The sequence below is a fragment of the Roseburia sp. AF25-13LB genome (assembly GCF_003478915.1).
GTDB lineage: Bacteria > Bacillota > Clostridia > Lachnospirales > Lachnospiraceae > Roseburia_C > Roseburia_C amylophila.
This window is the reverse complement of sequence record NZ_QUFO01000002.1, coordinates 317,882-343,508: the sequence shown is the minus strand read 5'-3', so window position 1 is coordinate 343,508 and position 25,627 is coordinate 317,882. Positions and strand designations below refer to the sequence as shown.

Genomic DNA, 25,627 nt, shown 5'->3' with positions numbered 1-25,627 from the left:
TGGTGCGGCTGTTGTTTTTATTCTTTTAACTTCCGGTAAAGCTTCTGTACAAACTGCATATCCTCTCTGGTAAGTTTCTTATGGCTATACGCTGCCACTTCAAGAATCTGAAGATAACGCTCCTTTTCTTCCATGCTCCAGCCCCCATAATTTAAAAGCTGTTCCCTGAATGCCCGGTCGGATTGTACTTTAGCATTTACAATGCCCTTCCGCCGTAAGATGCGATAAATCTGGTTCGAATTCCAACGGATGATACGCTTGTAACTATGTATTCCATTCTTCCGTTTTCCTTCTATCTTTCTTAAGTAATACCAGATACCTGCTGCAAAAAGCAGAATGATGATTACCACAACAATCAAAATGACCTTTAAACGGCTTTCCTTCTGATTCTGTTTTCCTGTCTTGCTGCCATCCTGCATGAAATTTTCTGTATTTTGATTTTCCGTATCCTGATTTTCTGTGTTCTGACTTTCTGTGTTCTGACTTTCTGTACCCTGACTTTCTGTATTCTGATTTTCCGTATTTTGCATTCCGCTGCCAGATAAATCCGACTGATTGTCATCTTTGGAACTGTCCTGATAATCACTTCGCTCCAGCGTAATTAGGTCAGCTGTTCTGCCATCATTCATCCGGATGGTAATGCTGTCACTTTCCTGCTGAATCTCCAGACGGTCAATGCCGGTTTTATTTCCCGGCGTCATCTCCACCGGCACCCAGCCAACACTGTCTATATAGATTTCCGTCCAGGCATGTGCCTGATTATCAAGAACCTCTGCCGTATAATTCCCATCACTGTCCTTCTTAAACTTCGATGTACTTACAGCATAGCCGCTGACATACCGTGCCTTAATTCCCATCTGCCGCAGAAGTAGTGTTCCCGCACTGGCAAAATGCTGACAGAAGCCTTCCTTCGTATCAAACAGAAAATGTTCTGTTACATCCTGTCCCCATGGCACATTGTCCAAATCCAGATTATAGTTACACTTCGCCAGTTCCCGTTTCACCAGATAGACTGCATAGATTTCCTTAAAGTTATAAATATTATCATAATAAGTACCATTCACAGTAAATCGGTTATCTACAAAATCCGAATAATCTCTTTCATACTCCGCTTCCAGTTGATTTCCCAGTTCCCGGATTCTTGTGAGATTTTCCGGCACATACGTATATTTTTCCGTATACTCATTATATCTCTTTATAAATGCCCATTCGTCTTCCGGTAATTTGCTGTTAAACCCAGCCAAATCATACCGCCAGCTATTCATATTCTCTATAATTTCATTTACTTCCGATTCGCTCAGTGTCTCATTCCGGTCCACATAAGCACCATCTGCCAAATCTGCTGTAAACAAAGCATTCATATAAAGATGTGACATGCTGTTTCTTATGGTTCCGTCTACTTCCAGAACGTCATTGCCATTTCGGAGCACAGTACGGTCTCCATCCATAAGAACCCCGGCGGGCTGCCGTTCATCCTGATAATAGCTTGCCAACGTATAGTATGGCAGGTATGCATAGGGGTCTTTCTCATCAAAATACTGCACCCGGTAAATGGTATCCCAGTAATAGGTATAATAGCTCTGGGTATATGCCAGAATATTCTGTACCTGTTGTCCCGCGGTCTGTTCCTTAAGACTGCTGTCTGCTTCCTGCATGGCAGTCACAAAATCACTGGAATCATAAGTCTTCCAGCTTCCATTTTTGTAATAATCGCCTACATAACCTCTTAAATATACCGTATCATCCGGTATCTGATAAGCAGTCACTTCCATAACCGGCTTGTCCTCAAATTCCGGTGCCATATTGCTGACCCGTCCCGGCTGATGGAAGGAGAAAATATCTTTACCAAAAGGAATTTCTGCCAAAAGATTGGCAGCTGTCATTGCCATTTCTGTTACCATATCCTGCGCATTTTTTTCAATTTCACTTCTTCTTGCCACCATTTCTTTGGCTTTCGGTTCTGCCACTCTAAATACCAGCGAAGAAACAACTACCGCCACCACCAGAAAAAGGCATACTGCTTTCTGCCTTAGATATTCCAACTGCTTTAATTCCACCCGGCCGGCAGCCCGGTAACCAAAGCTTCCTGCCGCAGCCAGTGAGAAACAAATCAATGCCCGCTTTGATGGTGCATAGCCCACCGCAAAATCCAGCATTATAAGAAGTAGCGGTGGAATCAACACTCCAGCCAGCCGTTTTCTTACCACCAGAAAATAAATCTGCAGAATAGACAAGATAACTAACAGCCATGCTGTTACTGCTACCACCGGATTTAAATCAAGATACCGTTCAAATCCGGATACAATCTGCACATTATAGTACATATTGATTTTCTGCACTACCAGCCGGATCAGTCCTGCCATCCCGGGATAAAGTTCCTTCCTGCCAAGCACCAGTCCCACCAGCAGTTCTCCCACAGGCAGCAGCCACTTGTCCGCCTTCTTAAAATAGGAAAAAGAAAACGTCAATGCTGCCGCAGAAACAGAAACCCATATCAATACAGGCTTTCCAAACCGGTTAGTCAGAAAGATGTCTCCAAATATAAAGAACATGGAAAGCTCCCAAAGTACAGCCAGCAGGCTCTGCATTCCCACACGCATGACCTGCGGCGGCAATGCAATTTTTCCTGCCCGCCGTCCTTTCTGCGAATACCGTATGTTTCCGGTCTTTTTCATAACCGATGCATATGTTTTCTTCTTTTTTCTCATACTCTAATCTCCGCTTTTGCGAAATCTTCTATTTCCGTTCCTGCCACAATAAGTTTTCCTGCAAGGTTCATTTCTATCTTTGTAACTGCTGTCTCACCCCGGTATTTCTCCTGATATAAAAGTGCAATATCCATCTTTTCCCGGCTCTGAACCGCTCCATACAAAAGCAGAATAAAATAATATACCTTCTCTTCCTTATCTACCCTTACCCGGATGAGGTCATGTTCCTTTTCATCATACCATGCGATATAATGAGGGCACTGTTTTTCCACCAGTCCAAAAGAAATCGAAATTACCATTTCAAAAAAGTGGTTTCTCTGCTTCTCCGTCTCTTTCTGTCCTCCGCTGATGTCAAGAAGAATCACCACCGGACAGCCCATCGGCTGGCTGTTTTCCCGCACCATCAGTTCATCTTCTTTTGCCGATAATTTCCAGTGAATATTCTGGATTTTATCTCCCGGCTGAAAGGAACGGATCTGAAATACCTCAGATACGTCATCTCCCCCGGTTTTATCATCATATACTTCCGATTCTCCCTGAAAATACCGGGAAGCTAATCCCACCTCTATCATTACCGGTGTTATCTTTGGCATAATGGAAAGCCGTTCCTCATAGCGCACATACCTGGTCAGATAGCCGATTCCAAGCAGGCCATAAAATCTTACCCGAACCAGCCGGAATGTATAATTTCCACTGCTTTTTGCTGCTACCTCCACGCTCATCCGGCTGCTGCTCTTTGCATCCGCCGCCGTCTGTATGGATAACTTTCTCTTTTTCCTGCCAAAGGAGTTCTGATAATCCATCCGGTATACCACCTTCGGCAATGGCAGCCTGCTCCGGTTTTCCGTCACCGCACAGATCATAACGCCTTCTTCCTGCTCTGCCATAACAATCGGAATCTGAATCCGGCATTTTACCCGAAGCATCATATATAAAATATAGCCATAGCCTAAAAACAGCATTACTCCGCAGCAAATCGACAAAAGCATCAATGCCGGGCTGGTATAAATGATTCCAAGATATCCTAATGCACCAACAATAAGTACAAGTATCAGTCCTGTTGCCATAGGCTACTCTTTTCCCTTAAATGAAGTTGGTTTTGTGGTATCTTCCATAATTTTTTCAAGAACTGCTTCCCCGGACACCCCGGTGACCCGTGCTTTGGTATTTAATACGATTCTATGCTTTGTGACATCATAAAAAACATCCTCTACATCAGCCGGAATCACATAATCTCTCTCTTTTAAAAATGCATTGGCACGCACCATTTTCGTCAGTGCCACCATTCCACGCGGACTGACGCCCAGCTCAATATAAGGATTTTTTCTGGTGGCATGAATCAGCGCCATCATATATTCATAAATTCTGTCATGTATAAAAATATTTTCTACGGTTTCTTTCATTGCCTGCAGCTGCGCCCCTGTCATCACACCTTCTATGCTCTCATAGCTCTGTCCGATGCTCTTTCCTTTGGCAATCTCAATCTCACTTTTCAAATCCGGGTATCCCATGCTCATACAAATCATGAAACGGTCTAACTGGGATTCCGGCAGCATCTGCGTTCCGGTGCTTCCTTTTGGATTCTGGGTTGCCATTACAAGAAATGGTTTCGGAACCGGATGACTGATGCCATCTACCGTCACTTCTCCCTCTTCCATAACCTCTAACAGGGCTGACTGGGTCTTTGGAGAAGTACGGTTGATTTCATCTGCCAAAAACAGATTGCACATGACTGCACCCGGATGATAATAAAAGCCGCCCTGCTCCTTATCATATATAGAAAATCCCAAAATATCCGCCGGCAGTACATCCGGTGTAAACTGTACCCTGTGATTTTCAAGGCACAATGCCCTCGAAAAAGCCAGTGCCAGCGTTGTCTTTCCCACTCCCGGTACATCTTCAATTAAAATATGTCCTCCTGCTAAAATTGCACAGAATGCCTTCCGGATACAATCATCTTTTCCTTTTACGCTTTTTTTGATTTCATTTTGAACCCGCTTTGATAATTCCACCGCCTGCTGTAATTCCATCCTTCTCCTCCTGCTTTGAGTCTGCTTCCTGACTCTACTTTTTTCTCATCCGGTTTAGAAACATTTTTTATTTCACAAGTTTCTTCTGTCCCTGAATCTTTTTTACCAGCCATACCGAAACTAACGCCAGTACGGTTCCAATCACCACTCCTGCCAACACATCCGACGGATAATGCACCCCTACATATAACCGTGAATATGCAATCAGAACAGCTGCAATTAATGCCATTACTCCATATTTTTTAGGAAGCTCTTTCCATAATACAATTGCTGATGCAAAAGAACTTCCGGTATGTCCCGATGGGAAAGAATAATCTGGCTGCTTTTCAATTAAAAGCTTCAATCCATCAACCACTTCATAGGGTCTGGTTCTTGCCACCAGATTTTTAAGTAAAATATTGTCTACAATTAACGAACCAATTAAAGCCAGTGCCGACATATAGCCTACGTTCCTCGTCTTCTTGTCCAACAAAAGCACAATGGTTATCAGAATCCATAAGATTCCAGCATTTCCAAGATTTGTAATATCCTTCATCACGGAAGTCAGTGCCGGGAATCGCAGATACTCCTGTATCCATAATAAAATCTGCCCATCTATATGTAATAACTGTTCTAACATGATATGTTCCTCTTCTTTCCGTACGTTTTCATCACTTTTACTGCTGCTTATAGTATACCGTGTTTCCTTTGATTTCGAAACAACTTAATGAAATATTAAAAAACTAAACTCCAGCCATTCCCAAGCAACGCAAAACAGGTCATCCCAGCCCTCACAAGCTGAATATGACCTGTTTCTTTCTACATAAATTGCTTTTTATTACTTACTGAATATCTTCTTCCTGAATCGGATTCATGTCAAGTCCACGGTTGGCATCTGCCTTTGGATCATCTCCGAAATGATAATCTTTACCAGGTAAGATTGCATTTAAGATAATTCCAGCTAAAGCTGCGATTGCAAGTCCGGTTAAGGTAATGCTGGTTCCTGCAATGGTAAAGGTAAGTCCATTGGAAAATCCAAGTCCGCTGACTAAGATTACTGCTGCAATGATTAAGTTACGGGATTTGGTAAAATCAACGTGATTTTCTACTACGTTTCTGACACCGATTGCAGAGATCATACCATAAAGCATGAAGCTGACACCACCGATGATTGCAGATGGCATGGAGCCAATGATTTCAGCCATTTTCGGAATAAAGCTTAATATAACTGCAAATACAGCTGCAATACGGATCACTCTAGGGTCATGCACACGGCTTAATTCCAATACACCGGTATTCTCACCATATGTAGTATTTGCAGGACCACCAACCATACCTGCAAATGCGGTTGCAAGTCCGTCACCGATTAAGGTTCTGTGAAGTCCCGGATCTTCGATGAAGTTCTCACCAACAGTTGCAGAAATTGCAGACATATCTCCGATATGCTCCATCATAGTTGCCAGTGCGATTGGTGCCATAACCAAGATTGCAGTCAGGTTAAATTTGCATAACTGGAATGGAGGAAGTCCTACCCAGCTTGCAGATGCTACTTCGGTAAAGTTTAAGATAGCACTTCCATCCGGATTAGTCAGTCCTGCTGCCTGCATAATCAGTGCTGCTGCATAGGAAATGACAACACCTAAAAGAATCGGGATAATGCGGAACATTCCTTTTCCCCAGATGTTAAAGATAATGATAACTGCCAGTGCAATCAGTGCAAGAATCCAGTTGGTGGATGCATTGTTTACTGCAGATGGTGCAAGGGAAAGGCCGATACAGATGATGATTGGTCCTGTTACAACAGGTGGCAGGAAACGCATTACTTTCTTTACTCCTACGACCTTGATAACAAGTGCAAGAATCAGATATAAAGCTCCTGCAACAACAATACCACCACAGGCATATGGAAGCTTCTCTCCCATGGTCATGTCTGCAAAGACTCCGGTATCCAACTGTGCAATCGTAGAAAATCCTCCTAAGAATGCAAAGGATGAACCTAAGAATGCAGGTACTTTTAATTTGGTACAAAGGTGGAAGAATAAAGTTCCAAGACCGGCACAGATTAAAGTAACCTGTACGGAAAGGCCTTCTCCCTCAAAATAGCTGTTCACCAGAATCGGCACAAGAATGGTTGCGCCAAACATTGCGAACATGTGCTGAAGTCCTAACAACAGCATCTTCGGAACACCAAGTGTCCGTGCGTCGCGAATTGCGTCTTTTCGTTCGTTCATAACGAAAGCTCCTCCTTAAAATATAATGTTTGATATCCGTGGAATTTTATTTTCCACGTCTGCGGTGCTTTTCATGCATTTTTCTGTTGCTATGCTGCATCGCTTTAACTACGGGAAACATATTTTTTATTTCCCGCATAAAACAGGTAACCCACCGAAATGGCAGATTACCTGTTATTATCTAAATTTGTTCCAACGCCTCAATTGCTTTGGCAATATATGGGTTGTCCATAGTATAAAATTGTCCTGCATCGGCAGCTTTTGCATATGCCGGATCCAATGGAAGTTTTCCAAGAACGGACAAATCAAGGTCTGCTGCGATTTCATCAATATGGCTTTCTCCAAATAAGGAAATCTCTTTTCCACAATCCGGACATTTTAAATAGCTGTAATTTTCAACGATTCCAAGGACAGGAACATTCATCATCCCTGCCATGTTATATGCTTTCTTTACAATCATCTGAACCAGTTCCTGCGGAGAAGTTACGATAATGATTCCTTCTACCGGAAGAGACTGGAATACAGTCAGTGGAACATCTCCGGTTCCCGGTGGCATATCTACGAAAAGGTAATCAATGTCACCCCATACCACGTCACTCCAGAACTGCTTTACTACGCCGGCAACGACTGGTCCACGCCATACAACCGGCGTTTCTTCTGTATCAACCAATAAATTTACAGACATAATCCTGGTTCCGTCTTCTGCCACTGCCGGAAGAATCTCTTTTCCATCTCCGACTGCTTTTCCGTGAATTCCATACATCTTTGGAATGGATGGTCCGGTAATGTCGGCATCCATAATACCTACTTCATAACCTTTCTTACGTATAGCGGCTGCCATGGATGCTGTGACAAAAGATTTTCCAACACCACCTTTACCGCTGACTACGCCGATTACATGCTTTATGGATGAATGTGCATTCATTGGCTCTTTCTGAAACTTTATTGCCATTTCTATTCCCTCTTTTCGCTAAACAGGCGGTGTACGTGATCGACACCGCCTATATTTTTATTAAAACCTCATTATTACTATCATACCTTACTGATAGATACTTTTCAAGATATCAGTTTGCACAAAAATTGATACCTTATGCATTTCTCTTCGAAAGGATTTCTTTTAAGCTCTCCGTATATGGCTCTCTTGCGATTCCATACTCTGTTACAATTCCGCTGATTAAATCGTGATCTGTCACATCAAATGCCGGATTGTATACTTTGACGCCTTCCGGTGCCATCCGCTCCTGATACCACATCTCCGTCACTTCCTCTGCCGGACGCTCTTCGATGCAGATGTCATCTCCGGTTGCTGTATTTAAGTCAATGGTAGAAGTCGGTGCACAGACATAAAAAGGTACATGATACCGCTTTGCTACCGTTGCCACAACGGAGGTTCCGATTTTATTTGCCGTATCTCCATTGGCTGCCACCCGGTCACAGCCTACAAATACAGCCTGTACCAGCCCCTGCTTCATAACGGCGCCTGACATATTATCACAAATCAGGGTCACATCCACCCCTGCTGCATGCAGTTCAAAAGAAGTAAGTCTCGCCCCCTGCAAAAGAGGTCTTGTCTCATCTGCAAATACATGAAAATGATAACCTCTTTCTTCCCCCAGATAAATCGGTGCTGTAGCAGTTCCATATTTACTGGTGGCAAGCTGTCCGGCATTGCAATGGGTCAAAATACCATCACCCGGCTTCACCAGTGCCAGTCCGTGTTCTCCGATGCTTTTGCAGACCCGGATATCTTCTTCCTGAATCTCAATGGCTTCTTTATGAAGCAATTCTTTTATCTCTGCAACCGGCTTATTTTTATTTGCAATGCAGACTTTCTCCATCCGGTTTAATGCCCAGGAGAGATTGACTGCGGTCGGACGGGAAGAATTCAAATATTCTTTCTGTTTCTGAAAAGCTTCATAAAAGACTTCATAATCCTCTGTTTCAATTTCTTTTGCCAGAAGATAAATGCCAAAGCCTGCTGCCACACCTATTGCCGGTGCGCCACGGACTTTCAATAAATAAATGGCATTCCAGATTTCCTGCGCACTTTTTAACCGGATCAGTTCTATCGTTCCAGGCAGCTTTGTCTGGTCGATGATTTCAATGGCATTCTCTGCATCTAAGAGTGTAACCGTTGCATAATCCATAATATTCTTACTGTTTTTTTCCTTCTCCATAGCCTTATCTCCTACTTGTCCTGAGCCTTTATTCTGGCATTCAGTTCTTCTAAATACTCCCAGCGTTCCATCTTATGCTCTAATTCATCTTCCACTTTTATCTTCTCCTGGGTCAGCTCATTTAATTTTACAAAATCACTGGCAAAGCTTCCCATCTTCTCATCCAGTTCTTCTAACTTTGCTTCCAAAGCTGCAATATCGTCCTCGATGGTCTCATAATCCTTCTGCTCCTGCCAGGTAAATTTCAACTTCCTGCCGCTCTTCCAGGTCGCCTTGGAATCCTTCTTTTCGTCATTCTCTGTGGCATCTGCGTTTTCCGTCTGGTCTGCTTTTTTCCTGGAAGTCTCTGTGCCTGCATTTCCTGCTGCAGTCTCTTCCTCCGGCCGCTTGGCAAGATAATCCGTATAACCGCCCTCATACTGTCTTATGTTTCCCTGTTCAAATGCAAAAATCCGCTTTGCGATACGGTCAAGGAAATACCGGTCATGGGATACCGTAATGACGATTCCATCATAATTATCAAGATAATCCTCTAAAATTGCCAGTGTGGTAATATCAAGATCATTGGTCGGCTCGTCCAAAATCAGTACATTCGGTGCTTCCATCAATACACGAAGCAGATTCAGTCTCCGCTTTTCTCCACCGGAAAGTTTTCCGATAACGCCATACTGTTCTTCCGGTGGGAATAAGAAACGCTCCAACATGGCTGATGCGGACACCAGTCCATCCTCTGTCCGGACATATTCTGCAGTATTGCGGATATATTCAATAACCTTTAAAGACGGATCCATATAGGCAACTCCCGCCGATGCATCCTTTTCAATCTCCTGGGAATAATAGCCTATCTTTATGGTCTGTCCGATAACCAGTTCTCCGGCATCCGGCTTTACCCTGCCATCGATAATCTTCATCAAAGTGGTCTTACCGCATCCATTATGTCCCACAAATCCGACTCTGTCATTCTTAAGAAAGATATAGGAAAAATCCTCAATCAGCTTTTTTTCTCCATAGGATTTACTGATATGATGAAGCTCTACCGTCGTCTTTCCCATACGGCTGGAAACCGAACTCAATTCCACCTGCTTATCAAACTGTGGTCCCGACTGGTCTCTAAGATTCTCATAACGTTTGATATGGGCTTTCTGCTTGGTAGACCTTGCCCTTGCGCCCCGCTGCATCCAGGCGATCTCCTTGCGAAGGATGGACTGCCGCTTCCGTTCCCCGGCAACTGCCATATCCATGCGCTCCTGCTTCAGATTCAGATAACCGGAATAATTTTCCTGATAACTGTAAATGGAGCCTTTATCAATTTCTGCAATACGGTTACATACGCTGTCCAGAAAATACCGGTCATGGGTTACCATAATCAGTGTTCCCTTAAAGCCCTTTAAGTATCCTTCCAGCCACTCTGCCATATCTGCATCCAGGTGGTTGGTAGGCTCGTCTAACAGCAGAATATCGCAGGGTGTTAAAAGCACTGCCACAAGAGCCAGACGTTTTCTTTCTCCACCGGATAAGTTTTTCGTCTTTTCTTCAAAATTATATACGCCAAGTCTTGTGAGCATGGATTTTGCCTTGCTCTCTAAATTCCACATCTGATAATCTTCCCCGGAAGCATCTGCCTGATTCTTCCGGTGTGCCGTTACCAGTACACTTTCTAAAACAGTCTCTTCTTCTCCAAATTCCGGCATCTGCGGAAGATAGCGGATTACCGCATGATTTGCCTTGGTGATTTCTCCAGCATCCGGTTCCTCTAAGCCTGCCAGCATTTTCAGTAAAGTGGATTTTCCGGTTCCGTTAATTCCCACAATTCCGACTTTCTCTCCTTCCTGCAAATAAAAGGAGGCATTGGAAAATAACTTTCTTCCGGTAAATGTCTTGGTTATATTCTCTGCTGATAATAAATTCATAAAGGTCTCCTGTATTTCTTTTTCATTCTTATTGGCAATAATTTTCTATCACAATACATATTTACATTTGACTGCTCACTGGCTATACTGTAATGCATAGCACAACTATTCAGGAGGTAATATATGTATCATAGAGCATCTGAATTAAAACATATTTTTAACGAAAATATGAAAGGCGGAACCGGCACTGTTGAGATTATCCGTTCCGTCAATCCTATAGACTATGAAAGCCCAGCCAAGATGATTGCAAAACTCATCTTAAGACCGGGCTGTTCTCTCGGAAAGCATATGCATGAAGGGGAAGAAGAAATCATCACCATTCTCTCCGGTCATGCAGCCTATGACGATAACGGAACCATCGTTGCTTTAGAAGCCGGTGATACCTGCGTCTGCAAAAGCGGAGAGTCCCACAGCATTGCAAATGCTTCTCCAAAAGAAGATCTCATTCTCTTTGCTGTCATTAATTATCTTGCCTAATTACCGGCAAAATAAGCATCAATCCCATTGGCGATTCCCTGTGCAATCTGAGTCTGATAAGAGTCCGTTGCCATATTGGAATCTTCGGTGGGATTTGTCATATATCCCATTTCTACAATTGTTACCGGTACGGTACTCCAGTTAATTCCACTCATGGTATCAGTCTCCCACACATATTCCTTCTTTGCACCGGTCTGTGCACACAGACTATCCAGTATATTCTGGGAAAGAGAACGGCTCTGGCTGTAAAAGCTTCCTACATACGGATTGGACGCCGTCTGGCAGATTGTCATAGCCCCATTGGCTCCGCTGTTGGTAGATCCGTTGGCATGTATACGGACAAATGCTTCTGCTCCCGCATTGGTTGCAATGGCTGCCCGCTCGCTGTTACTGAGATTCACATCATTGGTTTCTCTTGTCATGACTACGGTATAACCTCTTGCTACCAGTTCATCCCGCAATTTTAAGCTGACGGATAAATTAAGCTGATACTCTGTCTGTCCGGTTGCAACGCCGGATGTTCCTCCGGTTACTCTTGCCTTGGTCTCAGAAGATCCCGGTGCTACCGGCTCCGGTGTACTGTCTCCTCTGCTCTGATGTCCCGGGTCAATGCAGATGACATGTCCACCGCTTCCGGATATAATTCCGGTTCCTGCACTTCCAGTCAATGCTACCGGCTCCTGCGGCTTCTCTGTGGTCAAATAATCGGATGCCATATAATAAGTTCCTTCATCCAATGAAACCTGGCTCCAGCTTCCATCATTTGCAGTGCGGATAAGTTCTTTTCCCGCAGATAATTTCTTATAAACCTCTGCATCGGTAGAAGGTTCTATCCTCACATTGACTCTTGTTGTCGTATAAACAGTCTCTTCTGCATAAACTACCGTATCCGGATTCAATACTGCCGGAACATGCTCTGTTTCCGTCTCTGTTTCTGTTTCCGTATCTACAACTTCTTCGGTGTCAATTACACTTTCTGTTGTTGGTACCTCTGTATTTGTTAATGTTTCTTCGGTATTCACATTCGCAACTGTATCGTCTTTTTTATCCTTCCCGCAAGCGGTCAGAAATACCAGACACATAACAAGCAACAGGCATACGGTAACTGCCGAGTGCCTGCTGCCCTTATGGAATGTGCTTCTTTCTGATGTTCTCATAGATTCCCTCACATTTCCCTATATCATCTTACTTATGAATCAAAGTTCCCTTTAATCCGCTGACACCATCTAATGCTTCCTCCAAGTTTGCAATCAGTACGGAACGGACTGCAGAATTGCCGATGTAATCGATTGCTGCCTGAATCTTCGGAAGCATGGTTCCTTCTTCAAACTGACCCTCGTCCATATACTGTTTTGCTTCTTCTACCGTCATCTCATCCAATGGCTGTTCATTGGCTGTGCCATAATTTAAACACACATGCTCAACACTGGTTAAGATAATGAGCTGGTCAGCATCTAAAAGCTCTGCAAGTCTGCCTGCTGCAAGGTCTTTTTCAATGACTGCGCTGGCACCTTTTAGATTATTATCCTGCTCTAATACAGGAATACCGCCACCACCACAGGCAATTACTACCTGGTCTGCATCGGAAAGTGCACGGATGGCATCAATTTCTACGATGTCCATTGGCTTTGGAGCTGCCACGATACGGCGGTATCCATCGCCCTGTTTTACCGTATGGTTCCCTTTCTTCTCTTCTGCTTCTGCCTCTTCCTCTGTCATGACACGGCCGATAATTTTGGTTGGATGATAAAATGCTTCATCGTATGGGTCTACGGTTACCTGTGTTAAAACAGTAGATACCGGTTTGTAAATTCCACGGTTTAATAATTCGGTACGAATGGCATTCTGCAAATCGTATCCGATATAGCCCTGACTCATAGCAGAGCAGACAGACATCGGAGTAGCAGTATATTCCGGATAAATTCTTGCGAATTCAGCCATTGCAGTATGTATCATTCCCACCTGTGGTCCATTGCTGTGGGAAAGAACTACCTGACAGTCATCCTTAATATAATCTCCGATTGCTTTTGCGGTAAGCTTGGTTGCTTTCTTCTGTTCCGGAAGTGTTGTTCCCAATGCTTCATGTCCTAATGCAATCACAATTCTCTTCTTTTTCATGTTACAATCCTCCAATTCTATGCCCAAAGATTTTCCGGATAGACACCGTCTTTAATCAGTCCGCGGATGGAATCCACAACAAATGGTTTGTCCTCTAAATAAGTAACTCCAAACCAGCGGTCTGCTGTCTCATAAACTTTTACGGTTGCCTTATCCTGATTCAAAAGCAATTCCACAATATTTGGCAGCAGATACTCTTTCTTCATCGGATTGTCTTCAATATGTGCTAAGAACTCACGGAAGCCCTCTTCCAGATAATCAATAAAATCCGGATAGCCAGCCCACATGTTCATAGATACATTTACATCCGGGTGAATCCATTCTGCCACATCAGCTTCTTCACAATGTACTTTTCCTTTTTCATCGGCATAGATGCTGTGTGTCTCTAAAATTTTTTCAAGATAGCCACTCTTTTCATCTACCACACAGACACCACGGGTAACGGTTCCGTTATCACTCAGTGTGTTCTTCAGGATATATCCAGCCATTCCAAGGCGGAATCTTTCCTTATCCTCTTCATGATTTACCAGAAAATCATGCATCTTTACAAATGCTTCTTTTCCGTAATAATCATCTGCATTGATGACTAAAAATGGTTCCTTCACTACGCCTTTGCAGCATAATACTGCCTGACCGGTTCCCCATGGTTTTGTTCTGCCTTCCGGCACTGTAAAGCCTTTCGGTATATCATTGATATCCTGGAATACATAATCTACTTCTACCTGTTTTCCGATTCTGTTTCCAATGATTTCTTTAAAATCCGCCTCAATATCCTTGCGAATGATAAATACAACCTTATCAAAACCTGCGTCCACCGCGTCATAAATGGAATAGTCCATAATAATCTCGCCATTTGGTCCCATTTTCTCAAGCTGCTTAATTCCGCCGCCAAAACGGGAGCCAATGCCTGCCGCCATAATAATCAGTGTTGTTTTCATTCGTATTCTCCTCAACCTTATTTTTAAAACTTTTTTCTCTCTACCCTTTTCTTTTTCCTCTATTTCACTATTCTTATCTAATGATTTCACCGCTCGTCAACGATAAAGGCATACTGACTCACTTACGCCTGCTATTTCATGTATTCTTTGTAGCCGACTTCCTGAAGCTTCTTATCCTTTGCTTCTACCTGCTCTTTTAAATTCTTAGAATATTCTTTTAATCGTTCCAATAATGCATCATCTGATGTTGCAAGAATCTTTGCTGCAAGAATTCCTGCATTTGCGCCACCATTGATTGCAACGGTTGCTACCGGAATACCGGTCGGCATCTGTACGATAGAATAAAGAGAATCTCTTCCGCCTAAAGATGTGGTATGCATTGGAATTCCGATTACCGGCATAGGGAAGATTGCTGCACACATTCCCGGAAGATGTGCTGCCATTCCTGCTCCTGCGATAATTACTTTAAATCCTTTGCTCTCTGCGCTCTTTGCATATTCAAAAAATACATCCGGCTCACGATGTGCGGAAATAATTGTCATCTCATACTCGATTCCAAGCTGTTCCAAAATATCTGCTGCTTTTGCCATTACAGGCATATCTGAATCACTGCCCATTACAATTCCTACTTTTGCCATTTTCTTTCTCCTTTTCTCATAGATACTTGTCCTTTTAGTATACACTGTTTTACGCCGGAAATGAAGTCTTATTTTCCAACGGCTCATTCAGTTTTTCTGTGCCCGGTACTACAAACCTGCCATCTCTTATAATATCCCCGGTACTGCCATCTGCCCGTTCAATATAAATGCAGTCTAATTCATCATACGGTATCGTAATATCCGTATGGCAGTTAAAGTATGCCTTACTCTCGTCTTCTTTCCGAAGAATTGAGATTTCATTATCCCTTGCCACAATTTCTTTGCCATCCGGATTATAAACCGGCGTATCCTCTGCCTGGGAATAACAGGTATCTCCCACTGCAAAATGTGGACCTGTCTTCTCTGCAATCAGAATCGGCAATTTATCTGCAATATCAAAGTCCTTTGCCATCCGGTATGCCGTGGTGTTGGTTCCAATAGCAAACTCCCCTAACGGCAGCGTATCATGGTGCATCAGCACGTTATCATAAATATATTTATGGTTCTCTTCTTCACTGTCAAAATTACTGCAGCTGTAATCCACAACTTTTCCATCTTCAAACGTCATTTTCAGGTTCTCATACCGGAGTCCGTTAAGATAGACATAAGATACATGCAGTACTCCGTGGGTTCCGGTCAGCACCGGTGAAGTAAATACTTCCCCTACCGGAATATTGACATCTGCCACGCAGTTTTCAAAGATAGTCTCTTTCTGTGGATTCTTAAGGTGGTATAATTCCACGGTCATATCTGTTTCGTTATCGCCTTTTCCTCTGATATGTGCCCTGACTCCCTGGTCTAATACTTCAATAATTTTCGCCTGCATATCCCGGTACAGGGTATAATCCAGTGTATTTAATTCTACCGTCTTATCAAAGATTTCTTCAAAGTTGCTGCCAATCTGCGGGAGCGGATAAGCAATAATCGTAAAGCTTCTTTCCTCTCCCTTAATATACTGATTGGTAATCTGCCCAGCCTGTGACGCATAATAGACATTTAATTCATTCTGCTTGTCGCTGTAATGGCAGGCAGTTTTTTTATTTTCCGGTTCAAATAACGGTTCTCCGAACACTTCGATTACTGCCGGACCTGCGTAGCCTGCTGCAAGTTCTTTCTTATCTTCATATACAGTCCGGAGTGTCTCTAATCGGCGTTCCACAAAGGCTTTATCTAAATATACTGCTTTATCTGCTTTATGGTCATAATCAAACTGACGGTTCACAGAAGCCGCATAGCAGCCCCGCTTGGAATTGCCGCGGTTACGGAAGGAAGAAAACGCATCCCGGTAAATCGTCGGTTTTAATCCCATCTTCTCAAAATTAGCAATTGCTGCCCGCACCATACGTTCCATTCCGATGGCATATTCCACATTTACGGTAGATTTTATGGATAAGTCTTTTCCGGTGGTAATAAAGCCAATCCGGTAGCCTTCCGTATAAGTATCCGCCATTGCCTGAATCTTCTCCTGCGGAAGCTGGTTCATATACTCTGCCATACGGATTTCATTTTCTCCGACTGGTTCTCCATAATAATAAAGGTATTTTAAATCCTGTAAATCAGAATCCATTACTATCCGGGTAAAGAAATCCCGGCTGGCATCTACCATTTCACAGACGCTGCGCTCGGTAAACAATTCACTATAATCGTGGAAGAACCAGTAAATTGCCTGCTGCACTTCTTTCGGGGTTGTTCCCTCTTCGTCATTAAAACAGGTATAAACCTGGATAAACAATTCACAGAAGCAGGTATAGGCTTCCACATCGCCCTCATAAGCATAAGGAATCAGGCTCCGAAGCTCTGCGTAAAGCATACTAAGCAGTGTACCGTATTCCTCGCCCAGGGTTATACAGGCATAATCCGGGTTGGCATAGCTTTCTTTATAATGTTCCGGCAAAATCTCCTCATACAATGCTTCATTTATCTTCTGTAATGTTTCCCTGCTCTGGCTGCAGAAGCTGTCATTTAATACCTGCCGCAATACTTCTTCCGTTTTTACAATAAATGCTGCCGTTCCTTTAAAATAAGCACGGAACGGCTCACAAACCTCCGGTTCTGCCGCAAGTTCATGTATCCGTTCCGTTACCAAATCCAGTCGTTCTGTAATTGCTTCTCTTTCTTCTGCGTTTAAATTCTGATATTCCATACTTTATATCCTTTATATTTCTAATTTTGCCTACAACAGAATACCGCCTGCATAGACAGCTATCCAGATAAGCAGTGAAAAAATCGAGAAAAATGTAGCAGCATACGGAATGCTGCGAAATGAATTTTCCTCCTTCAGGCTTATAATTGCAAGAATCACTGCGGCTAATGCTGCAAAAAAAGCCAGGATTCCATAGCAGGCTATGTATATGCTTAAATTACCGGCACTTCTGAATGCAAGAACTACCATCACCACAAAACTGACCAGTGACAGTAATGCCAGAACAAGTGCTGTAATTCCTCTTTTCGAAAGTGTTTTTTCTGTAAATTTATATTTTCTGTATCCTCTTCGTCTTTTTCTCATGTTCTTTCTCCCGATACCATATTGTACCGAAGTCTATTCTTTCTGCTCAAATTTGTGACACCGGATATGATTTGCCAGCAAAAATCCAACATATCCAATTGCCCCGCCGATGGTATTTAAAATCAGATCATCTACATCAAAGCTTCCTACCTTGGATACAAGCTGTACCAGTTCCACCAGCAGGCTGAAGTCAAAACTCAAAAGCACTATCCGGTAGAACTTTCTCTGATTATGTGCCAGTAATGGCAGCAGCATTCCATAAGGAATAAAAGCGACAATATTTCCCAGAAGGTTAAAGCAGACTGCTTTCGTCCCCAGTACCTTCCGGTAAATAATAAACCGCTTGATTTCTTTTAAGGGCATAAGATTATAATGGTAGCTTCTTTCGGAATAGGTTCTTCCCATCATTTCTGAGAAGAACAGGAAATAGCAAAGCAGACCCAGATATATTACGAATAAAATCCATGCTCCGATACGAAGCAGTTTTCTCGTCTTCTGACTCAATTCCTTTTCCCCATTTCATTTTTGCTGTTTATTTTGCCCCATACTGCTCATAATATTTATCAATTGCTTCTTTCATCTTATCATCAATGATAAGCCTGCCCTGACAAGGACGGTTGTATAAACACTCTACCACATCTGCCATGCTGACAATTGCATTTGCAGGAAAACCATATTTCTCCTGAATCTCATCCAATGCGCATTTGTCTGTCTCAAGTCCTTTTTCCATACGGTTTAAGGATACCATCAGTCCAAGAATGGTTACATCTCCCTGTGCCTGAATGATTGGGAATGTCTCCTGAATAGATTTTCCGGATGTCGTTACATCCTCAATAATAACAACACGGTCACCATCTTTGATTTTGCTTCCAAGCAAAATTCCGGTATCGCCATGGTCTTTTACTTCTTTACGGTTAGAACAGTAACGAATCTCTTTGCCATAAAGACGGCTGAATGCGATTGTTGTTGCAACAGAAAGCGGAATTCCCTTATATGCCGGTCCAAACAGCACATCAAAATCGGTACCATAGTGGTCGTGAATTGCTTTTGCATAATATTCTCCAAGGCGGGATAACTGTGAACCGGTTACATATGCACCTGCATTCATAAAGAATGGAGACTTTCTTCCACTCTTTAATGTGAAGTCACCAAATTTCAAAACCTCACTCTCCACCATAAATTCAATAAATTCCTGCTTATACTGTTCCATTTTATCTTAAAACCTCCTGTTTATAAGGCTTTCACGCCTTTATTATTGTCTCAAATTGCTTTACTACACACTTTTTACACACTTTACACCGCTTCCATCTTCCTCATCTCGTCAAACAAGGTATCATCTGTTACGTGACAATACAAATCCATTGTCAGCTGTAAGGAGCCATGTCCGAGAAGCTTCTGCACGCTCTTAGGCTGCATTCCGTTCTCGATTGCCCTTGTTGCAAAGGTGTGACGGAAACAATGAGGAGAGAACCTCTCAAATTCCGGGTGTTCCTTCTGAATTCGTCTCGTTGTTACATCCATACATTCCTGTACGATGAACTGCTGTGTAGGTCGATTGTTTCTGGTTACGAAAACCAGATTCTTGTATTCGTCCTGTGCTGTTTGTGCGTTCTTAAGCAGAATCTCCTGCCCGCGAACTCTTTGTTTTTTCAGAGCTTCCATAGCTCTTGTTGTTAAGGGAATGGTTCGCTTGCTGTTATGCGTCTTGGTATCATGCCATTCAAAGACATATTTGCCATCCTTGCGGAAATAGCATAAGGAACGTCTGACGTGTACAACCTTCTTTTCAAAGTCTACATCAGACCACTGAAGCCCCATCAACTCACCAATACGCATTCCTGTGTCGATTGCCACTACATATAAATTGTAGTAGAATGTGTCCTTCGCATAGCTAAAAAAAAGCTCCGTTTCACCTACCGTTAATACTCTACGTTCTTTCTTAACCTCTTTAGAAATCACAGTATTGATCTGCTTAGCAGAATTTTTGATAAGTAAATCAGAGTCTATTGCTTTCTCCAGCATATCGACCAGTATCTTTTTCGAATTCTTACGCTCATTGTCTGTTTCCAGTTCGTTAATCGCCTGCTGCATAATCAGTAAATTCAAGGATGTGAGTTTTCTCCATCCCAGAGCCTTCTGTATTCTGCGATAATGACCTGCGTATGTCTCCTTGGTGGAGTCTCTGCAATTCTTCTTGCAGGTATCCATCCAGATTTCATACCATTCGTCAAGCGTTACGTCCTTCGCAACAACATTGAGTGCCTTTTCATCCTCATACTGTTCGTTTCTAAGCTTCTGTCTTACCTCATTCAGCGTCTTTGCGTAAACCGTCTGCTTCTTGCCAAAACGATTCACGAATCTTCCCTGATAAAGACCATCCTTTCTCTGTGATAAGCCTTTACCTAATTCTTTACCATTAAGGGATTTACCCATTTATGCCTCCTTCCTAAGTGTAGAATAGGAAGGATTCCAAATATCGTCCCTATTCTACCATAAAACCTTACAATTATCAATCCGTTTCAAAAATTGAATTCTCATTTTGAAACTCCTCCGTGTTCTTATTTATGAAAGAATCTGATTCAGTAACCAGTGGTCTAATCTGCCCTTATGAGCATATAGTCTGTTACCGATTCTTACCGTGAAACCATTGGCCGGATTGGAAAGCAATTCTCTTGCTTTCGTCTGTCCAATACCAAGGTACTCACACATTTCCTTTACATTTAATAACGCTCTTGTATCAAGTTCTGTTTTCATGGTAGTCCTGCCTCCTCTCGTAATATTCTCATTAACCACCTTCTTTCCTACCCGCAATAAGCGGTTCCTAAAGTAAGATTGTTCCAGTACTCTTAGTTTGGTTTTCTACGTATCCACTGTCTGGATTCTTTAGCACCGATTTCTCACTACTGAAACCTGCCTGTGGGCCTCTCCTGCGCGAGATCATCTCCCACCCTTGACGGAAGTGTCTGTTCTTTGCTCCGCTTAAATTGCTTTAAGTATCATCGCAAAGTCCGTTGACTGTGAATACAACTCATGAAGTTTTCAATGTACAGTTAAAACATTTCGATATTCTTGTAGAACATAAGTTTGTTTTGTGTTATGATTGTTGTAGCCGATTTGCTTCATTTCTGATGCCGCCCGGCTACGTTTTGTAAGTTAATTGTAGTAAAATATAGAGAATAAAATAATTGACGGTCACTTGACCGCGACTTGACATAGAAACTTTTCAAAGAATGAAAATATAGAAAGACAGATAAGATAGATAGCGGGATTGATAAATCCTCTCTGAAAGGAGCACACAGATGAGAAACAGACTGACCTTCGCCAATGTGATTGGTGTATTATTGGAAAATAAAAAGAAAACCTACCCGCAGCACCAGCTTGTACGCAGTCTGTTCTCTGCATATCTGGATGATACTCTGACAGCTTCGGAATTAATCGCAGATGACACGACGATGTACAGCCGCTGGTGCAATGGCGCCCGCCCGATTCCTATAGATATCCTAAAGACTTATGAAGATGAGGATGAATGGGATACGATGGAGGATGATTTCAGAGATAAGATTATTCCGAACCTGTTGAACGAAGCACAGGCTCGAATCCAGATGGAGGAATTGATTACAGACAGTATAAAAACCATCGGGCAGGAAATGGCTGATGCACTGATTCAGGAGCCGGATAATGCAGCCTTTTTCTGCTCTGTGGTAAGATATGCGATTTTGAATGACCATAGCACAGGTGCGCTCTATTCTCCCGACCTTTCGGAAGTGATTCTTTGCAATAAGCTTCCCTCCTGCAATCAGGCATTCATTGGACGAAAGGATGAGATAAAAGCAATCGCATCCCATCTTTCCAATCAATCCGTCTTATTCATTACTGGTATGGCAGGCATTGGAAAAAGCGAAGTTGCCAAAGCCTATGCACAGACGAACCGTAAAAAGTACACCAATATCATTTATCTGTATTACACCGGTGATTTGAGAAAAGACATCGCAAACCTTACATTTGCAGATGATTCCGTAGAAATGAATGAGGAAGTCCGTTTTCAGAATCACTATAAGGTGATGCAGAGACTCCACACAGATACACTGCTGATTCTGGACAACTTCAATGTGCTTCCAAAGGACGAACCCTTCTTAAAGGAACTGATGAAGAATGATATGCAGCTATTGATTACCAGCAGATGCAAACTTAAGAATTATGATTCTATAGAAATAAAGGAATTGGATAAAGAAAAAGAACTGACAGAACTGTTCTACAAGCATTGTCCTTCTGCAAAACGTGATCCGGACAGTGTGTCTGCCATTATAGAAGAAGTGAACTGTCATACCCTGACTGTCTGCATGGCTGCTCTTACCTTAGAAGCCAGCGGCATGGAACCGGAAGAATTGTTACAGGAGCTGCGTTCCTGCGGTATCGGGCAGAACATGGAAGAAATCGAGGTATTCAAGGATGATGAATTCTCCTATGCCAGTATGATAGGACACCTTCGCATGTTGATGAAGCTTAATAGATTAAATGAGGACAGTATTGATATCCTCCGTAACCTCTCACTCCTGCCGGTATCAGGAGTTTATAAAAGTGCGTTCAAAATGTGGCTGGAACTGGATTCTCTCAAAAATGTTAATGAGCTGATACGCTATGGCATTATCAGTGAAGATACCGAAAATAAGACGATTGCACTCCATCCTCTCATTCAGGAAGTGGCAATCGCAGAGACCATTCCAACCGTATCAGACTGCCATGTGATGTTAAATCACCTGCATTTGATTTGCCTTGCTCACGGTCTGGATGTAAAAAGACCGGTGACTGTCATGGAATGTCTGAAAAGCATCAACAGACACATCATCCTAGATAACAGGGCTTACTATCTACTGTTCTTACAGGATATGTACCCTTACTTTGACAAATATCTGGATACCGATTATCTGTCGGAGCTGGTAGAACGTATAGAATATGTGATGAATCTTATGAATGATTCGGGCAAGTCGGATGAAACGAGTAAATCGTATAATTCAGATAAATCAGGCACACCAGATATTACGCAAGAAACCAACCACATTTCTGCCTGTGACAAAGCATTATTATTAGATTACAAAGCACAGCTTCTGTTCCCACGCAAGGAATATGATAATGCCATTAAGAAATATAAAAAGGCGATTGCCCTCATGGAAAATTACCATAAGACCAATACTGCGGATGCCCGTTCCGCCAATCTGCTTTCAAACCTGCACAACAACCTCTCTACAGCTTATCTGTTCCGGAAGAAACTGGAAGAAGCCGTATCAGAACTCAAGACAGCTTTCACAGTACGCAGGGAATATGCCAGTCTTGGATTGATAGAGAATAATGATACCCTGCAGCAGACACTCTCACTTGCTAACATGCTGGTGCAGAATAAGGAATATGATTCTGCTCTGGAAATTATTGATTTCTGTGAATCCACCATTGATGAAGTTATGGGTAGAAATAACCTTGATTATGGTATGTGCGAGTTCTATCGTGGTGTCATTGCTTATACCCGTTCTCAGCCTGTGATAGCAGAACAGCACCTGCTTAACGCAGATGCCGTCTTTCATGCTGTTATGAACGAGAACCCTGATAATGATTATTCCAAAAGTACTGCTCGTTATTTGTATAGTTTGTATATGAGATGGGGAAAGAAAGAGCTTGCGGAGCAATATAAAAAAATACTAATCAGCACGCATTAGGTATTGCCATAACAATGATACATATAGTCAGAACACACCCAAATATCAGCATAACGGGTAACGAGGTCATAGAAAACTTGTAGGCTCGGCTGCTGTCCTTTGTTATCGATATTCGCAAGATAGCGCGGGGAGATATATAACTCGTCGCTTACTTTTTTGCGACTTTCTCCGTATTCGTTTCTCGCGGCTTTAATGGCAGCCCCGAAAGCCTTAAAATCATATATTGATACTGGTCTTTTTGCTATAATCATTCACCCTATTACATTTTACTGTTCCCCTTTCTATCTGTTTCTTTGTGCCTGTGCTTCCACCAAAGGATAAACGGAAGAAGCAGAACCAGCACCACTATTAAAAAAATGATTAAAAAGTAATCTCTCGTTCAGCTTCACTCCCTTTCCTCTTTCTTTAAATAAATAACTTATTTCATATTTACTATACATAAATTATAAATTATATATTATATATAATTTATTATCAATATTCCTATTAAATAATTATCTTGACAATGCAAGTACAATCACATTTTTCTGTTATATCATTATTGCGTTTATAAATTTACAGAATTTTTCATTTTTTACATGACAAAATATTGACAATATGCAATGATGACTTATGTAAACCATTGATTTTTCAAAGAAAGCGAGGTATTGCCTATGATGAAAAAACATTTTAAGAAACTTGTAAATCTTGCACTTACTGCTGTTATGGTTATGGGAATGTCTACAACGACATTTGCAAAAGAATCTAATAATATCTCAAATGATACTGTAACAAAAACTAACAATATAATTTACTCCCCAGAATTTCCAGATGCTTATATTGTAACAGAAACATCACCTGCACCTAATAACTATTCACTTAACAACGAATCAAAGCAACTTGATACGATAACAGCAACAGTTTTTGTAGAAGAAACTCTTGCTACCGATAAAAATGAAGATATTTATGTTTCTAATAGTCGTCTTTTATCTAAAGACGAAGTTGAAAATATTGGTATTGATAATTTCTCCAACATTAACACAATGTCTACAAGTCGTGCTGCTAAAAGAACCTATGGAAAATTAACACTTACTTTTTCTGGTTCTCAATCTATCTCTGGAAAAAGCGTCTCATGTAAATTAAATGGAAACGCAAATTGGGACTTTGGGGCTTTTACAAGTTCAGAAAAAAATCCAGCCATAGGTAAAGATTTTATGGGAATTACTTGGTCTGGTTTATTTACTACAAATTCATCTTCATGCTCGGCGACTGATTTAACTGGAAAAGTCACTTATCCTACAATGGTTGACTCTATCGCAAACGGTGGAAGAGTATGGTCTTTTGAAGAAAGTCTTTTTGAAGACCATTTTGCAAATTATAATAAAAATATAAATGCAACTATTAATATCAAAAAGAATACTATGACTGGAAATGGTAACACGGCAGAAGCTGTCTTAAAATATATTCATACCTATCAAAAAACAACAGGTAGTGTTTCTATGAATGTAGGAAGTGATAGCGTTTCGGCTGGATTTACATTAAGTAATGTAAAAAATCAATGGCCTTTAGTTTGCAATATTACCGGAATATATTATTAAACTAACCATAAAAAATAGGTAGTTCAAATTGAACTACCTATTTTTATTTCTTCATGCTCTGGTGGCGTATTCTCTTCTCCGTTTCCAATAATCCAACATATTCTAAATGAATACTGCAAATTATCAATAATATTCATCTTGTTATCATTAGATAATACTGATTCAATATCACTATCATTTATCACACCCCAATCAATCCATTTATATCCATTATCTTCGTATGAACTAAATAAATAATTTTTACTATTCTTGCTCTGTGATAGTTCTCCACTAATTCTTAATATTTCATAAGAAAATATCTTCTTCTTCATAACTGCACATGATAGATTTCCATTCTCATTTATGAAAAACACTATATATTTATTGTCGAATCGAATTTCTTCCAAACATTCATTTGCAGTAGTTTGTGCTGTCATTCCTTTTTGTTCTTTCAAATATTCATATGGTGATTTCTGCTTCAATAAATATATAGTAACAATTAAAAACAGAAAAAAAATCATACAAACACAAAAAAATATTTTCTTTTGTTTCTTATTCATTCTCTTCACCTCATTCTTCATTTAATAATGTCTTATATCCCTGCCAATAGTCAACACTTCCGTCTGCGTATTCCTTGCGAATAATCGCATG

General features: G+C 41.7%; 22 protein-coding genes and 1 pseudogene. 3 read left to right on the top strand and 20 right to left on the bottom strand.

Annotated elements, in window-relative coordinates:
* Positions 1-17: 17 nt before the first annotated feature.
* From DWY37_RS04795 to DWY37_RS04760, 8 genes are all read right to left on the bottom strand, one after another.
* Complete coding sequence (locus DWY37_RS04795; RefSeq protein WP_118541306.1) at positions 18-2,708, bottom strand: transglutaminase-like domain-containing protein; 2,691 nt, start codon at positions 2,706-2,708, stop codon at positions 18-20.
* A complete protein-coding gene (locus tag DWY37_RS04790; protein WP_118541304.1) occupies positions 2,705-3,775 on the bottom strand; it encodes a DUF58 domain-containing protein in 1,071 nt (356 codons plus the stop codon). Before DWY37_RS04790 ends, DWY37_RS04795 begins: the two co-directional genes overlap by 4 nt.
* A 3-nt stretch (positions 3,776-3,778) precedes the next feature.
* Positions 3,779-4,738, bottom strand: coding sequence for an AAA family ATPase (locus DWY37_RS04785; protein WP_118541302.1), 960 nt, complete (start codon positions 4,736-4,738; stop codon positions 3,779-3,781).
* Between the two features lie 67 nt (positions 4,739-4,805).
* On the bottom strand, positions 4,806-5,357 hold the full coding sequence (locus DWY37_RS04780) for a phosphatase PAP2 family protein (protein WP_118541300.1): 552 nt from the start codon (positions 5,355-5,357) through the stop codon (positions 4,806-4,808).
* A 202-nt stretch (positions 5,358-5,559) separates the two neighbouring features.
* Positions 5,560-6,948 (bottom strand): uracil-xanthine permease family protein, encoded by a 1,389-nt coding sequence (locus tag DWY37_RS04775; RefSeq protein WP_117946494.1) that lies wholly within the window; start codon positions 6,946-6,948, stop codon positions 5,560-5,562.
* Positions 6,949-7,129: 181 nt separating this feature from the next.
* On the bottom strand, positions 7,130-7,900 hold the full coding sequence (locus tag DWY37_RS04770; RefSeq protein ID WP_243092090.1) for an Mrp/NBP35 family ATP-binding protein: 771 nt from the start codon (positions 7,898-7,900) through the stop codon (positions 7,130-7,132).
* 136 nt (positions 7,901-8,036) lie between these two features.
* Positions 8,037-9,125 (bottom strand): S-methyl-5-thioribose-1-phosphate isomerase, encoded by a 1,089-nt coding sequence (mtnA, locus tag DWY37_RS04765; protein WP_118544436.1) that lies wholly within the window; start codon positions 9,123-9,125, stop codon positions 8,037-8,039.
* An 11-nt stretch (positions 9,126-9,136) separates the two neighbouring features.
* On the bottom strand, positions 9,137-11,035 hold the full coding sequence (locus DWY37_RS04760) for an ABC-F family ATP-binding cassette domain-containing protein (RefSeq protein WP_118541298.1): 1,899 nt from the start codon (positions 11,033-11,035) through the stop codon (positions 9,137-9,139).
* Positions 11,036-11,158: 123 nt separating this feature from the next.
* Here DWY37_RS04760 and DWY37_RS04755 point away from each other — a divergent pair, with 123 nt between their 5' ends.
* On the top strand, positions 11,159-11,512 hold the full coding sequence (locus DWY37_RS04755; RefSeq protein ID WP_022244169.1) for a cupin domain-containing protein: 354 nt from the start codon (positions 11,159-11,161) through the stop codon (positions 11,510-11,512).
* Here the strand turns inward: DWY37_RS04755 and DWY37_RS16060 are convergent.
* From DWY37_RS16060 to DWY37_RS04705, 10 genes are all read right to left on the bottom strand, one after another.
* On the bottom strand, positions 11,509-12,669 hold the full coding sequence (locus DWY37_RS16060; RefSeq protein ID WP_243092089.1) for an N-acetylmuramoyl-L-alanine amidase: 1,161 nt from the start codon (positions 12,667-12,669) through the stop codon (positions 11,509-11,511). The two genes, DWY37_RS04755 and DWY37_RS16060, sit on opposite strands and share 4 nt — an antisense overlap.
* Before the next feature lie 28 nt (positions 12,670-12,697).
* Positions 12,698-13,630 carry a carbamate kinase gene (arcC, locus tag DWY37_RS04745; RefSeq protein ID WP_117840556.1) on the bottom strand — a complete coding sequence of 311 codons (933 nt, stop codon included), beginning with the start codon at positions 13,628-13,630 and terminating at the stop codon, positions 12,698-12,700.
* 17 nt (positions 13,631-13,647) lie between these two features.
* Positions 13,648-14,568: a sugar phosphate nucleotidyltransferase gene (locus DWY37_RS04740; RefSeq protein ID WP_118541296.1), complete on the bottom strand. Its 921-nt coding sequence runs from the start codon at positions 14,566-14,568 to the stop codon at positions 13,648-13,650.
* Between the two features lie 131 nt (positions 14,569-14,699).
* Positions 14,700-15,206, bottom strand: coding sequence for a 5-(carboxyamino)imidazole ribonucleotide mutase (gene purE, locus DWY37_RS04735; protein WP_118541294.1), 507 nt, complete (start codon positions 15,204-15,206; stop codon positions 14,700-14,702).
* A 49-nt stretch (positions 15,207-15,255) separates the two neighbouring features.
* A complete protein-coding gene (locus DWY37_RS04730; protein WP_118541292.1) occupies positions 15,256-17,349 on the bottom strand; it encodes an aminopeptidase in 2,094 nt (697 codons plus the stop codon).
* A 30-nt stretch (positions 17,350-17,379) separates the two neighbouring features.
* Positions 17,380-17,712, bottom strand: a complete 333-nt coding sequence (locus tag DWY37_RS04725; RefSeq protein WP_117697499.1) for a DUF6142 family protein — start codon at positions 17,710-17,712, stop codon at positions 17,380-17,382.
* A 33-nt stretch (positions 17,713-17,745) separates the two neighbouring features.
* Positions 17,746-18,216 (bottom strand): VanZ family protein, encoded by a 471-nt coding sequence (locus tag DWY37_RS04720; RefSeq protein ID WP_117697497.1) that lies wholly within the window; start codon positions 18,214-18,216, stop codon positions 17,746-17,748.
* Positions 18,217-18,244: 28 nt separating this feature from the next.
* Positions 18,245-18,922 carry an orotate phosphoribosyltransferase gene (pyrE, locus tag DWY37_RS04715; protein WP_118541288.1) on the bottom strand — a complete coding sequence of 226 codons (678 nt, stop codon included), beginning with the start codon at positions 18,920-18,922 and terminating at the stop codon, positions 18,245-18,247.
* Between the two features lie 83 nt (positions 18,923-19,005).
* The gene (locus DWY37_RS04710; RefSeq protein WP_008120472.1) at positions 19,006-20,145 is read right to left on the bottom strand and encodes a tyrosine-type recombinase/integrase; all 1,140 of its coding nucleotides are present in this window, start codon (positions 20,143-20,145) and stop codon (positions 19,006-19,008) included.
* A 129-nt stretch (positions 20,146-20,274) separates the two neighbouring features.
* Positions 20,275-20,466 (bottom strand): excisionase, encoded by a 192-nt coding sequence (locus tag DWY37_RS04705; RefSeq protein WP_015568191.1) that lies wholly within the window; start codon positions 20,464-20,466, stop codon positions 20,275-20,277.
* Between the two features lie 545 nt (positions 20,467-21,011).
* On the opposite strand from DWY37_RS04705, the gene DWY37_RS04700 reads away from it, so the two are divergent.
* On the top strand, positions 21,012-23,420 hold the full coding sequence (locus DWY37_RS04700; protein WP_008120474.1) for an ATP-binding protein: 2,409 nt from the start codon (positions 21,012-21,014) through the stop codon (positions 23,418-23,420).
* 50 nt (positions 23,421-23,470) lie between these two features.
* On the opposite strand, the pseudogene DWY37_RS04695 reads toward DWY37_RS04700, so the two are convergent.
* Positions 23,471-23,665: pseudogene (locus DWY37_RS04695) on the bottom strand (transcriptional regulator); the annotation flags it as partial.
* 408 nt (positions 23,666-24,073) lie between these two features.
* Here DWY37_RS04695 and DWY37_RS04690 point away from each other — a divergent pair.
* Complete coding sequence (locus DWY37_RS04690; RefSeq protein WP_117946484.1) at positions 24,074-24,997, top strand: hypothetical protein; 924 nt, start codon at positions 24,074-24,076, stop codon at positions 24,995-24,997.
* A 23-nt stretch (positions 24,998-25,020) separates the two neighbouring features.
* Here the strand turns inward: DWY37_RS04690 and DWY37_RS04685 are convergent, their stop codons facing one another.
* Positions 25,021-25,536, bottom strand: a complete 516-nt coding sequence (locus tag DWY37_RS04685; protein WP_022292460.1) for a hypothetical protein — start codon at positions 25,534-25,536, stop codon at positions 25,021-25,023.
* Between the last annotated feature and the right edge of the window lie 91 nt (positions 25,537-25,627).